This window comes from Daejeonella sp., assembly GCF_044342615.1.
In the GTDB taxonomy this organism is placed as follows: Bacteria; Bacteroidota; Bacteroidia; order Sphingobacteriales; family Sphingobacteriaceae; genus Daejeonella.
This window is the reverse complement of sequence record NZ_JBIIPN010000077.1, coordinates 1-12190: the sequence shown is the minus strand read 5'-3', so window position 1 is coordinate 12190 and position 12190 is coordinate 1. Positions and strand designations below refer to the sequence as shown.

General features: G+C 35.9%; 13 protein-coding genes. 6 read left to right on the top strand and 7 right to left on the bottom strand.

Annotated features, from left to right (window positions below):
* Positions 1 to 132: 132 nt before the first annotated feature.
* Both ACIQ0D_RS07980 and gpmI read right to left on the bottom strand, forming a co-directional pair.
* Positions 133 to 621, bottom strand: a complete 489-nt coding sequence (locus tag ACIQ0D_RS07980; protein WP_395804455.1) for a hypothetical protein — start codon at positions 619 to 621, stop codon at positions 133 to 135.
* Between the two features lie 39 nt (positions 622 to 660).
* Complete coding sequence (gene gpmI, locus ACIQ0D_RS07975; protein ID WP_395804453.1) at positions 661 to 2220, bottom strand: 2,3-bisphosphoglycerate-independent phosphoglycerate mutase; 1560 nt, start codon at positions 2218 to 2220, stop codon at positions 661 to 663.
* 46 nt (positions 2221 to 2266) lie between these two features.
* Here gpmI and ACIQ0D_RS07970 point away from each other — a divergent pair, with 46 nt between their 5' ends.
* The 3 genes from ACIQ0D_RS07970 to plsY are packed head-to-tail and all read left to right on the top strand — an operon-like array spanning position 2267 to position 4264.
* On the top strand, positions 2267 to 2668 hold the full coding sequence (locus tag ACIQ0D_RS07970) for a DUF4783 domain-containing protein (RefSeq protein WP_395804451.1): 402 nt from the start codon (positions 2267 to 2269) through the stop codon (positions 2666 to 2668).
* Positions 2669 to 2710: 42 nt separating this feature from the next.
* On the top strand, positions 2711 to 3565 hold the full coding sequence (nadC, locus tag ACIQ0D_RS07965) for a carboxylating nicotinate-nucleotide diphosphorylase (protein ID WP_395804449.1): 855 nt from the start codon (positions 2711 to 2713) through the stop codon (positions 3563 to 3565).
* 54 nt (positions 3566 to 3619) lie between these two features.
* Positions 3620 to 4264, top strand: a complete 645-nt coding sequence (gene plsY / locus ACIQ0D_RS07960; protein ID WP_395804447.1) for a glycerol-3-phosphate 1-O-acyltransferase PlsY — start codon at positions 3620 to 3622, stop codon at positions 4262 to 4264.
* Positions 4265 to 4290: 26 nt separating this feature from the next.
* Here plsY and ACIQ0D_RS07955 read toward each other — a convergent pair whose 3' ends face one another.
* The 4 genes from ACIQ0D_RS07955 to ACIQ0D_RS07940 are packed head-to-tail and all read right to left on the bottom strand — an operon-like array spanning position 4291 to position 9674.
* Positions 4291 to 5559 (bottom strand): anthranilate synthase component I family protein, encoded by a 1269-nt coding sequence (locus ACIQ0D_RS07955; RefSeq protein ID WP_395804445.1) that lies wholly within the window; start codon positions 5557 to 5559, stop codon positions 4291 to 4293.
* A gap of 41 nt (positions 5560 to 5600) precedes the next feature.
* Positions 5601 to 6875 carry an adenylosuccinate synthase gene (locus ACIQ0D_RS07950; protein WP_395804443.1) on the bottom strand — a complete coding sequence of 425 codons (1275 nt, stop codon included), beginning with the start codon at positions 6873 to 6875 and terminating at the stop codon, positions 5601 to 5603.
* 33 nt (positions 6876 to 6908) lie between these two features.
* Positions 6909 to 7385 (bottom strand): Fur family transcriptional regulator, encoded by a 477-nt coding sequence (locus ACIQ0D_RS07945; RefSeq protein WP_291402661.1) that lies wholly within the window; start codon positions 7383 to 7385, stop codon positions 6909 to 6911.
* A gap of 57 nt (positions 7386 to 7442) precedes the next feature.
* Positions 7443 to 9674: a RelA/SpoT family protein gene (locus tag ACIQ0D_RS07940; protein WP_395804440.1), complete on the bottom strand. Its 2232-nt coding sequence runs from the start codon at positions 9672 to 9674 to the stop codon at positions 7443 to 7445.
* A gap of 112 nt (positions 9675 to 9786) precedes the next feature.
* On the opposite strand from ACIQ0D_RS07940, the gene ACIQ0D_RS07935 reads away from it, so the two are divergent.
* From ACIQ0D_RS07935 to bshB1, 3 genes are read left to right on the top strand one after another with little or no spacing between them, the layout of a single operon-like run.
* Entirely contained in the window at positions 9787 to 10407 is a 621-nt protein-coding gene (locus ACIQ0D_RS07935; protein WP_395804438.1) for a DUF4294 domain-containing protein, read from the top strand.
* Complete coding sequence (locus tag ACIQ0D_RS07930) at positions 10404 to 10910, top strand: glutathione peroxidase (RefSeq protein WP_395804436.1); 507 nt, start codon at positions 10404 to 10406, stop codon at positions 10908 to 10910. The genes ACIQ0D_RS07935 and ACIQ0D_RS07930 overlap by 4 nt, the downstream gene beginning before the upstream one ends.
* Positions 10907 to 11623 (top strand): bacillithiol biosynthesis deacetylase BshB1, encoded by a 717-nt coding sequence (gene bshB1 / locus ACIQ0D_RS07925; protein ID WP_395804434.1) that lies wholly within the window; start codon positions 10907 to 10909, stop codon positions 11621 to 11623. The genes ACIQ0D_RS07930 and bshB1 overlap by 4 nt, the downstream gene beginning before the upstream one ends.
* A gap of 70 nt (positions 11624 to 11693) precedes the next feature.
* Here bshB1 and ACIQ0D_RS07920 read toward each other — a convergent pair.
* On the bottom strand, positions 11694 to 12190 hold a 497-nt coding region (locus ACIQ0D_RS07920), incomplete at its 5' end, for a helix-turn-helix transcriptional regulator (protein WP_395804432.1).

Below are 12190 nucleotides of genomic sequence, written 5' to 3'. Positions count from 1 at the left end.
TTTAGGCCTTATTCGACGCTGTTTTTTATCACCGGACTCATAATCATAGCATATTATTACTTGTTTATTTTCAGGAAAGTAAAACTCGATTCCCAAGATTAATTGGGACTAATACTATTATTTATAAAAAGCTTATTTTATTGTTTTGGCTTCAATAAATAAGCTATTATCACCTAATAATAAGACTCTTTGTTCCTTTTTGATGCTGTAAACTGAATCTGGGATATAAATTAACTCTTCCATAGATTCATAAAGTCGATTTTTATTTACGTTTTTGATATAAATCTGATTTAGATTGCCTTTTAGGTCTTTTTGGATATGAATTTCTTTGGTCCTAAGATTAGAATCTAAAGCAATGTAGGATAATTCAAGATTATTTTGAATGATTTTGTAGCTATCCTTCCAAGCGGGTTTATTGATATCTGAACCAATAAAAAGACTTAATTCATTCAGCCAATCGATTTCGATTTTATTCTTGCTTTCAGATGTGCCATTCTGTCGAATAGTTTTATTTACAAGATTTTTTTTCTTGCTTAACCGCCCAGCTTCAGATTTGAAATAAGTTTCCAAATCTATGTAAACAGGTTTCTGAGCTTTATCTTCAGCCTGTTTACATGACATTATGAATAATAAAAATAAATAAAATCCGATATGTCGCATTTAAGAAACAAGGATTTCGCCGGTCATTATTTCTGGCGGATTTATACCCATTATTTTTAAGATGCTTGGTGCAACATCCCCAAGTTTACCATCCTTAATGTGAGCATAATCTTTGTCAATTAAAATACAAGGAACAAGATTAGTCGTATGGGCGGTATTTGGTGAGCCGTCGGGATTTACCATGAAATCGGCATTACCATGATCAGCTAAAATGATAAATGAATAGCCGTTTTTGATCCCACATTCAACAACTTTTTGTAAACATCGGTCAACAGTTTCAACTGCCTTTACAACCGCGCTAAATACTCCAGTATGACCAACCATATCAGGATTGGCAAAATTTAAACAGACAAAGTCAGGCCATTTATTTTCAAGTTCAGCACAAATAGAATCTGCAATTTGTATAGCACTCATTTCAGGCTGTAGGTCGTATGTTGCAACTTTGGGTGAGGGAATTAAAAGTCTTTTTTCATTCTCAAATTCTTTCTCTCTTCCACCTGAAAAGAAAAAGGTAACATGTGGATATTTTTCAGTCTCTGCAATACGAATCTGTTTCTTATTGTTTTTCTCCAATATTGCCCCTAGCGTATCATTTAGATCATCTTTAGTAAATACAACATGAACATTTTTGAAGGTATCATCGTAACTTGTAAGCGTTACATAATAAAGATTAAGAGGATTCATCCCATATTCAGGAAAAGCCTGCTGAGTTAATACTGTGGTTATTTCTCTTCCTCTATCGGTTCTAAAATTAAAGCAAATTACAACGTCGCCTTCTTCAATTTTTCCAATTGGGAGTCCGTCATTGTCTATTTTAACGATCGGTTGAATAAATTCATCACTTACACCCTCATCGTATGAACTTTGAATGCTATCTGAAATATCATTGCTAGGCTTACCCGTACCATTTACCATTAGGTCGTAGGCCAATTTAACACGCTCCCAACGATTATCTCTATCCATGGCATAATATCTTCCTATAGCAGAGGCTATTGTGCCTGATGAATTCTGTAGGTGATTTTCAAGATCTAAGATGAATCGTAAACCCGAATTTGGGTCGGAGTCACGACCATCCATAAAGGCGTGAATAAATACGTTTTTTATTTGATTGTCTTTAGCAGCATCGCATAAGCCTTTTAAATGCTCAATATGTGAATGAACTCCGCCATCAGATAAAAGTCCTATAAAGTGGACATTCTTATTTTCTTTTTTAGCGTAATCGAAGGCAGACTTTAAAACAGGATGACTAACTAATTCATTATCTTTTACTGCTTTATTAATTCTTCCTAGCTCTTGGTAAACTACTCTTCCTGCTCCTAAATTCATATGACCTACCTCAGAATTTCCCATTTGCCCAGCTGGTAAGCCAACAGCTTCTCCAGAGGCTTCAAGTTTAGAATTCGGATATTCCTGAATAAGTTTATCAAAAAAAGGTGTATTTGCTACACTTACAGCATCAGTCTTATCATGTTTCCCATAGCCCCATCCATCGAGGATCAAAAGAATTGCTTTTTTATTTTCCACATTACAAATATACGGGTACCGTTTAAAATAATCCATATAATTTAAAGAATGGCTTAGTTATTGATTTGTTAGAGATTATAATATGGGAACTTCATTATTTCAAACTATTTTTTCATTTATATTACTATTTGTGCCTTTTCAAGCGCAAAATTTTGATTCTTTTGAGGATATTGCTACTTATTTGAAAACATCTGATAGTCGCAATATTGCTGCATATTTTGCACCAATAATCGAAATGAATATTCTAAATGAAGAGAATGAGTATTCAAAAGCACAAGCGGAACTTATTCTACGCGACTTCTTGCTGAAAAATAAGCCTAGCACTGTTAAAATTTTACACCAGTTAAATTCAAATCCTAATTATCGATTTGCTGTGTTTTCATTTCAGGGAATTGATAAAAAATTTAGGATTTCAATATCCATGGCCAAAGAAGGCGATTTCTTTACTATTAAGGTAATTAGGATAGAATACGACAAAGAATGAATTTATTAAGATAATTTCTATTTTTGTGGCCTAATATTTTACATGAATTTAGATAAAATTTTTTTAGAGCCGTTTATTCAAAATGCACTTGCAGAAGATGTAGGCGATGGTGATCACACTTCACTTTCAACAATTCCGCAGGGCCAACAAGGTAAAGCTAAATTGCTAATTAAAGATTCAGGTATTATCGCCGGAATTGATGTTGCCATTGAGATTTTTAAAGCTGTTGATGCATCGCTCAAGCTTGAAATCCTTCTTTCTGATGGGCAATCAGTTAAACACGGTGATATTGCCTTCTTAGTATCTGGGAGCGTTCATTCCATCTTAAAAGCAGAGCGTTTAGTTTTAAATACCATGCAAAGAATGAGCGGAATTGCCACTAAAACCAATTCCATTGTTAAGATTTTGGAAGGTACGAATACCAAGGTTTTAGATACTCGCAAAACCACTCCCGGCCTACGATATTTGGAGAAATTATCTGTGAAAATTGGGGGAGGGGTTAATCACCGCTTTGGACTTTACGATATGATTCTAATTAAGGATAATCATGTAGATTATGCCGGTGGAATTACCAATGCAATTCATTCTGCACAGAACTACTTAAAAATCAATAACATTCAAATTCCTGTAGAAATTGAAGTCAGAAATTTGCAGGAATTAATGCAAGTGCTTGAAATTGGCTCAGTTGATAGGATTTTATTAGATAATTTCGATTTCCCTACGCTTAGAAAAGCTGTTGAACTCATAAACGGTTCTTTTGTTACTGAAGCATCGGGAGGTATTACAGAAGACAATGTGCTAGAATATGCAAAATGTGGGGTTGATTATGTCTCTATGGGTGCTTTGACTCATTCTGTAAGGAGTCTCGATATGAGTTTAAAAGCAATAAATTCTTAAATAAAATAAAAACTTAACCTGAACACCTGATTGAATTAGTATTATTGTAGCTGAATGATTTCGATTTACTCAATTTCTGCATTACTATTTGCCTATCTTTTTGGGTCAATTCCTACAGCTGTATGGATAGGTCAGGCCTTTTACGGAATCGATGTTAGAGAATATGGCAGTGGAAATGCCGGTGCTACAAATACCTTCAGAGTTTTAGGTAAAAAAGCAGGTATTGCTGTGATGATTCTTGATATTTTAAAAGGCTACACTGCAACTAACCTAGCTTATCTTATCGGCCTTTCCGTTACTGGTCCGCAAGATTCGGTTCAATTTGTTAATTATCAATTAGCACTAGGAATTACAGCGGTAATGGGGCATTTATTTCCTGTTTTCGCTGGATTTAGAGGTGGTAAAGGTATTGCCACCCTGTTTGGGATGATTGTGGCGGTACATACCGGTGCTGCGCTGGTTTGCGTGCTTACTTTTATAATAGTTTTACTGATTTCAAAGTATGTTTCACTAAGCTCAATTCTTTCCGGATTTTCATTCCCACTGAGTGTTATTTTTCTTTTTCAATCTCCAATTCGTTCCGTAGTACTTTATGGGATGTGTATCTGCATCTTAATTCTAGTTACTCATCAGAAAAACATTGAGCGCCTGTTAAAAGGTAAGGAATCTAAAGTCAACCTTTTTAAACGAAAAGAATAGGCAAGAAAAATTTTATTCTAATTATTTTAGGATAATACTTCAGTAATCGCTTTCCCTTTTAAAATACATTCTTCATACTCCTTTTCGGGATCGGAGTCGAGCGTTATGGCGCTTCCTACATGAAATGATAAATATTTTGAATTTTCATTGTAAAGAATAGTCCGTATCACCACATTAAAGTCGAAGTCGCCATTTGGAGCAAAATAGCCAAGCGCACCAGAATATACGCCACGTTTACTTCTTTCGTATTTTTCGGCGAGCTGCATAGCACTTATTTTAGGAGCCCCCGTCATCGAGCCCATAGGGAAGGTGTTCGAAATAATTTGGGGATTGGAAAGTGATTCTTTTGCCTCACAAACTACCGTAGAGATCATTTGATGCACCTGCTTAAAACTATAAAGTCCGAATAGCTCCTCAACCTTTACTGTTCCCTCTTTGGCACTTTTTGTTAAATCATTTCTTACCAAATCAACAATCATGACATTCTCAGATCGCTCTTTTTCGTTTTCTAAAAGTGCTCTCTTTTGGTTTTCATCTTGAATGGCATTTGTTTTTCGGGAGCTTGTGCCTTTAATCGGCTGACTAATTATTTTACTTCCTCTGCGGCTTAGGAAGCGCTCAGGACTTGCCGATAAGACATAAAGTCCATCTGACTTAAAATAGCTAGCAAATGGAGTAGGCGAGAGCTTATTGAGCTTAGAGAAGATTTCAAGAGGATTGATGCTTGTATTTTCAGCATAAAACTCCTGACAAAAGTTTATTTCGTAAATATCACCTCTCTGGATGTGTTTTTGAATGGCTTTGACTGTGTCGAGGTATTCTCCGCGACTAAATCGACTTTGGATTTTGCTTTTTTGATCCGCCGATTCGATGTTTGATAGTTCAAACTCATTTATTGCTCTCCAAATCTCTTCTGGTTGTTCACTTTCAATATGGACTTCATTTCCTTTAATTAAAATGATGGTTTCCGGTATGAAAAAGTGGAATTCAGGAAATTTTAAATGGTCTAGATTATTTGAAACTAAGTCCTCTGAGTCATTTTTTAAATCGTAGGAAAGATATCCCAAAACATAAGACTTGTTTTCTGCTAAAAAAGAATCTAATTCATTAAAAGAGCCTTTTCCCGTATGGATAAGCTCTTTTTTTACGCCTGTAGCAATGAATAAATCAAATGCTGAATAGGGATCAGCATATTGATTTGAATCAAAAAAGCAAGCTGTGGAGAACGAGTCTGCCCAGTGTAAGCTTTTATGTTTTAATGTATCCCTGCAATCAGAGTGAAAAATCCTTAACATAGATACATTAATTCCTGTTTAATTCTTTAAAAGAAAATATTTTAACAAAGAGTTAATGTTTGTACACGATCTGGTCCAACAGAAAGATATTTTACCGGTACACCTAAGTGTTTCTCAAGGTAATCGATATAGTTTTTCAATTTCTGTGGAATCTCATTAAGCTCACGAATACCAGTAATATCTTCAGCCCATCCCGGAATTGCTTCGAAAATAGGTTCTGCCTTCAATGCATTGATATCATAAGGCATGTAATCAATTACTTCTCCATTGTATTTGTAGTGCGTACAAGCATAAATAGTCTCAAAACCACTTAGCACGTCTGCCTTGGTCATTACCATTTCAGTAACTCCATTCAGCATAATTGCGTATTTTAGTGCGGGTAGGTCAATCCATCCACAACGACGAGGACGGCCGGTAGTTGCACCAAATTCATGCCCAATTCTTCTTAGCTCCTCACCAGTTTCGTTTTCTAATTCAGTAGGGAAGGGTCCGCTACCAACACGAGTGCAATAAGCTTTAAATATTCCAATCACACTACCAATATTTTTAGGTGCTACACCTAATCCGGTACAAGCTCCAGCAGTAGTTGTGTTTGAAGAAGTTACAAAAGGGTAAGATCCAAAGTCGATATCCAACATGGTACCTTGTGCTCCTTCAGCTAAAACTTTTTTACCTTCTCTAAGATATTGATTCACAAAGTGCTCACTATCAACCTGTGGTATAGATTTCAATAATTCTATAGCTTCAAAGAAAGCAGCTTCCTTTTCTGAATAATCAGGAATTTCGCCGTAATGAGATAAAATAGAACGATGTTTATTCACTAAACGATTATAGCGCTCACGAAAATCTGGAAGCATTGAATCACCAACACGTAAACCATTTCTTCCTGTTTTGTCCATGTAAGTCGGACCGATACCTTTTAGCGTGGAGCCAATTTTAGCTGTACCCATATTGCTTTCTGATGCCGCATCCAATAATTGATGCGTTGGCAGAATAAGGTGTGCCTTTCTAGCAATAACCATTTTCTTTTTAGCTACTGGATCAAAGCCATTTTTCTTAAGGTTATCCAGCTCTCTTTTTAGGATAATGGGGTCAATTACTACACCATTCCCAATCAAATTCATGGCCTTATCGTTGAATATTCCCGAAGGAATGGTATTCAAAACATATTTTTGATTGTCAAATTCTAAGGTATGACCAGCATTGGGTCCGCCTTGAAAACGAGCAATTAAGTCGTATTCGGGACTCAATACATCAACAATTTTTCCTTTTCCTTCATCGCCCCATTGGAGGCCTAACAATACGTCAACAGTCATGATTTAAAATGCGGGGGTATAGGTATATTTAAATTAATTTTTATTTACAAACGAATCGCAATGCCCTTCTTTTAGGCGAGTGCAATTTCCGTATAAGTTGAGTGAATGATGCTTGATATCAAATTTTAAGATATCGCCCATCATACTTTGTATTTGTTGAATTCTGGGGTCGCAAAACTCAACCACTTTACCACAGTCAATACAGATAATGTGATCATGCTGCTTGTAACCATAAGATTTTTCAAACTGCGCCATGTTTTTTCCAAACTGATGCTTGGTTACTAAATCGCATGATACTAGAAGCTCAAGGGTGTTGTAAACCGTTGCGCGACTAACACGATATTTTTTATTTTTCATGTGGATATACAATGATTCCACATCAAAATGATCATTTCGCGAATAGATTTCCTCCAAAATGGCATAGCGTTCCGGAGTTTTCCGTAAACTTTTATTTTCAAGGTAGGCCTCGAAAATCTTAATTACTAGTGCAATAGTGTCTTTTGCGGACATAATATGTATTAATGACCTCCAAATTTATCCAAAAAATAAGAATATTCAGTATTTAATTCAGGAAGCTTTTGTCAAATCTTCTTTATTTGAATCAAAACGTGTTACTGATGTTACTCCAGGGACTTCCTTAAGCTTATTTATGAGGTTATCCAAATGAATGGTATTGTTCACATAAACCATGATAGAACCCTCAAAAATGCCATCTTCTGTATCTACCGTTATTGATCGCATGTTTACTTTGAAGTCGCCAGAGATAACAGTTGTAATTTTATTAATTAAGCCAACATCATCAATTCCTGTAATGTGTAATCCTGTTAAAAATGCTAATTCTTTTTGTGAATTCCATCTTGCTTTTACAATTCTATAACCATAGTTTGACATGAGCTTAGTGGCATTGGGGCAGTTTGTGCGATGGATTTTTATTCCCTCACCAACAGTTACAAATCCAAAAACATCATCCCCAGGAATTGGATTACAGCAGCTAGAAAGCTTATAATCGAGTTTTTGAAGATCTTCTCCGATTAAAAGAGTGTCATTTACATCAATCTTGACTTTTTTAATAAACTGCTCATTTTGGCTTTGGCCGATCTTTTCAGGCTTATTTTCAATGACCTTTTCGGATGCGACAAACTCTTTCAGCTGTTTTACATCAATTTTCCCTTGCGCAACATTAAAAAATAGGTCAAGTGTTGTGGGAAGCTTGAAATAGTAGGATAGTTTGTAAAGATTATCGGTATTGTAAGTTACTTTTAGTGATTTTAACTTACGCTCTAAAATTTCTTTACCCTGTTCAGCAATTTTTCTTTTTTCTTCTTTTAGAGAGGATTTAATTTTTGATTTTGCCTTGGCAGTAACCACAAAATTTAGCCAATCTTCCTTCGGACTCTGCTTGCTTGAGGTGATAATTTCTACTTGATCACCATTTTGCAGTTGATGAGAAAGTGGGACAAGTTTATGGTTAACCTTAGCTCCAATACAACTGGCGCCAATATCTGTATGTATTTCAAAAGCAAAATCAAGTGCCGTAGCTTCAATTGGTAATTGAATTAATGATCCTTTGGGAGTGAAAATGAAGATCTCATCCGAAAAAAGGTTCATTTTGAAATCGTCAAGAAAATCTAAAGCATTGGCCTCTGGATTACTCAACAATTCTCTTACTTTCTGAATCCATTGGTCAAGACCGCTGTCTGAATTAGGTTCTTCTTTATATTTCCAATGTGCAGCAAATCCCTTTTCAGCAATTTCATTCATTCTATTGGTCCGGATCTGCACTTCAACCCATTGACCCCTAGGGCCCATTACCGTGGTGTGTAGCGATTCGTAGCCATTTGCACGTGGCGAAGAAATCCAATCTCGCAAACGATCCGGATTTGGTCTGTAAAGGTCAGTTACGATTGAATAGGCCTTCCAGCAATCTGATTTTTCATTTTCTGGTCTGCTATTTAAGATAACCCGAACTGCAAAAAGATCATAAACCTCATCAAATGGTATATTTTTTTTGCGCATCTTGGTCCAGATTGAATGAATGGATTTTGGTCGTCCATACAAATCTGCCTCAAGACCCTGTTCGTTTAGTATTTCTTTTATCGGACTAATAAAATCTTTAATGAAATTTTCGCGCTCTGCTTTTTTCTCATTGAGTTGTTGTGCAATGAATTTATAAGTTGCAGGCTCCATGTACTTCATGGCTAAATCTTCAAGCTCTGATTTTAACGTGTAAAGTCCGAGTCGATGAGCTAATGGTGCATACAAATAAATAGTCTCGGAAGAAATTTTCAGCTGCTTATCTCTAGGCATATAATCCATTGTCCGCATATTATGCAAACGATCTGCCAGCTTAATTAAGATTACCCGAACATCATCCGCCAGGGTAAGAAGCATTTTTCGGAAGTTTTCGGCCTGCAAGGAGCTGTTATAGTCGAAAACCCCTGATATTTTAGTTAATCCATCAATGATTTTAGCTACTTTTTTGCCGAATTCACGCTCAATGTCTTCTAGAGTGATGTCGGTATCCTCAACCACATCATGCAAAAGCGCACAAACAATGGAGGTAGTCCCAAGGCCAATCTCTTCAGCAGCAATTTGTGCCACTGCAATGGGATGGTAAATATAAGGTTCTCCAGATTTGCGGCGCATGTTTTGATGGCTTTCAAGAGCCATATCAAAGGCAATGCGAATCATCCGTTTATCACCTTTTTGCATGGTCGATTTACATGCTCTCAATAATGCACGGTATCTTTTAAGAATTTCTTTCTTTTCTGCCTCAAGATCAATCACAAGTTCCTTCATCCTTAAACACAATAGCTGTTTCCAAAAAACGTTGAATAATTTATTCCAACTATATTACATTTTGGTTATAAATAAATATAATAATTAGCTGTAAATTTGTAACTATAAAATTATGAAAATTTTAAGGCTTTTGGTAATAATTTTAGTGGTTTTGATGTCAAATTTGGCATCAGCCCAATATAAGAATGATCCAACCGTAAAAGGAGTGGCAGATACTATTCGTGTGTCTACTACAAATATCAACAATGAACTCATTCCATGGGTTGTTATTCCTGAAATACTTATTATTGATACTCGAATTTTTAAATCCCCCGAAGAAAAAGCCAAATTCAATCGTCTCAGATATAATGTTCTTAAAGTTTTACCCTATGCCATGTATGCCAGAAGGAAATATGCTGAACTTCAAACGCAACTTAGCTATGTTAAAACAAGAAAAGAAAAAAGAGCTTTAATTAAAGCCTTCGAATCTGAAATTAAAGACATGTTTAACAGAGAGATTAAAAATTTAACTATAACGCAAGGCGGAATTCTTATTAAATTAATTGATAGGGAAACTGGGACTAGCAGTTATGATCTTTTGAAAGATATGAAGGGCGGTATTACTGCATTTTTTTATCAATCGGTGGCTCGTATTTTCGGTAATAATCTTAAAAACACATACGATCCTCAAGAAGATAGAGACATTGAAGCCATTATTCAATCTTCTGGATATTACTCTTATAGCTACTTATGAATAAAAAATCAATCCATCAATTTACCGTTCTGCGCCTGAATGGAACAGAAGCGAATTTGCAGGATTATAAGGGTAAAGTTCTACTCCTAGTAAATATTGCCTCGGAATGTGGTTTTACACCCCAATTAAAAGAGCTTGAAAATCTTTACAAGATCCACGAGGGTGACAATTTTGAAATTTTAGCTTTCCCTTCAAATGATTTTGGCGGACAAGAACCTTTGGAAGGTGCGGCAATCAGTGAATTTTGCGAAGTTAATTTTGGTGTAAGCTTCCCTGTTTTTGATAAGATTCGTGTGAGAGGGGAGTATGCACATCCACTTTATAAATTTTTATCGGATAAAAAGCTGAATGGATCATTGGGATCTACACCACGATGGAATTTCCATAAATATTTGATTAATCAGGATGGGGAATTAGTAGATTTTTTCTATCCTTTTACCAAACCGAGCTCTTCTAGAATTCAAAAGAAGATTAATAAACTACTTAATTCCACACCTTTATGAAATTAGATATTCTTGTTTTTGCAGTTCATCCTGATGATGCAGAATTGGGTTGTTCTGGGACTATTATGAAGGAGATTGCTGCAGGAAAAAAAGTGGGTATTGTGGATCTTACCAGGGGTGAATTGGGTACACGTGGGACTGCCGAAACGAGAGATCAAGAGACATTGGAAGCCTCTCGGATTATGGGCATTCATGCGCGTGAGAACCTCGGCATGAGGGATGGTTTCTTTAAAAATGACGAGGAAAACCAATTAAAGATTATTCAAATGATCCGTAAATATAATCCGGATGTGGTGCTTTGCAATGCTTTGAACGACCGTCATCCTGATCATGGACGTGCCTGTGCATTAGTCTCGGATTCCTTTTTCCTTTCTGGATTACCAAAAATTAAAACCGAATACAATGGCGAAGGTCAATTAGCTTATAGACCTCGACTTTTGCTGCAATACATCCAAGATTACTACATCAAGCCAGATATTTTAGTGGATATCACCGATTTCTTTGATAAGAAAATGGAATGTATCCATGCCTTTAAAACCCAATTCTTTAATACGGAAGGCGATGGACAAGAAACGTATATTTCTTCACCCAGCTTCTTAAAAGTGGTGGAAGCACGTTCCCGTGAATTTGGTAAATCGATTCATGCCATTCATGCAGAAGGCTTTACCTCGAAGAAGTTATTGGGAGTGGATAGTTTGGGGGATTTGAGGTAGGGGGGAGATTTGGTTTATATTCAAATTTGTTCTACTTGCTATCCTTCATAACCCTTGTTATAAACTCATATTATTTTTTGTGATCTTTTAAAATTTCAACAAATACGCCAATAACTCTCATTCCAGTTGCATTTTCTTCTGTGATTATGATGTTTTGGTAGCTGTTGTCATATGAGTTTGGCCTCAACACAATTGATTCATGTCCCCATGTTTCATCAGAAACAGACTTTTCGCTTGAGTAAGTTTTTATAGAAAAAGCAGAATTGAAATCTGGATCTTGTTCATCTCTGTTTTCTACCAATACAATTTTCCCATTTCTACTCCCACCTGTATCTGGTTTGAATACACAAATAGATCCGTTAGGAATGACTCTATTCATTGAGTCCCCGATAATTTTACATGCGAAATAATCTTTACCAGAACTATTTTCAGGGCCTTCAATTAATGTGAAATTCTTCTCTGACTGAATTTCGCTAAAAGTCCCCGCAGCAGCGTAAAAATCAAATAATGGAATAGGATTTCTCAACTCTTCTTCAAAATTTAAAGATTGCTGTTTAGGGATTATTT

Coding starts and splice junctions, on each gene's coding strand:
- ACIQ0D_RS07935 (WP_395804438.1), top strand. CDS start 9,787: ATGAAAATTTTAAGGCTTTTGGTAATAATTTTAGTGGTTTTGATGTCA.
- ACIQ0D_RS07930 (WP_395804436.1), top strand. CDS start 10,404: ATGAATAAAAAATCAATCCATCAATTTACCGTTCTGCGCCTGAATGGA.
- nadC (WP_395804449.1), top strand. CDS start 2,711: ATGAATTTAGATAAAATTTTTTTAGAGCCGTTTATTCAAAATGCACTT.
- ACIQ0D_RS07955 (WP_395804445.1), bottom strand. CDS start 5,559: ATGTTAAGGATTTTTCACTCTGATTGCAGGGATACATTAAAACATAAA.
- plsY (WP_395804447.1), top strand. CDS start 3,620: ATGATTTCGATTTACTCAATTTCTGCATTACTATTTGCCTATCTTTTT.
- ACIQ0D_RS07950 (WP_395804443.1), bottom strand. CDS start 6,875: ATGACTGTTGACGTATTGTTAGGCCTCCAATGGGGCGATGAAGGAAAA.
- ACIQ0D_RS07970 (WP_395804451.1), top strand. CDS start 2,267: ATGGGAACTTCATTATTTCAAACTATTTTTTCATTTATATTACTATTT.
- ACIQ0D_RS07945 (WP_291402661.1), bottom strand. CDS start 7,385: ATGTCCGCAAAAGACACTATTGCACTAGTAATTAAGATTTTCGAGGCC.
- gpmI (WP_395804453.1), bottom strand. CDS start 2,220: ATGGATTATTTTAAACGGTACCCGTATATTTGTAATGTGGAAAATAAA.
- ACIQ0D_RS07940 (WP_395804440.1), bottom strand. CDS start 9,674: ATGAAGGAACTTGTGATTGATCTTGAGGCAGAAAAGAAAGAAATTCTT.
- bshB1 (WP_395804434.1), top strand. CDS start 10,907: ATGAAATTAGATATTCTTGTTTTTGCAGTTCATCCTGATGATGCAGAA.
- ACIQ0D_RS07980 (WP_395804455.1), bottom strand. CDS start 621: ATGTCATGTAAACAGGCTGAAGATAAAGCTCAGAAACCTGTTTACATA.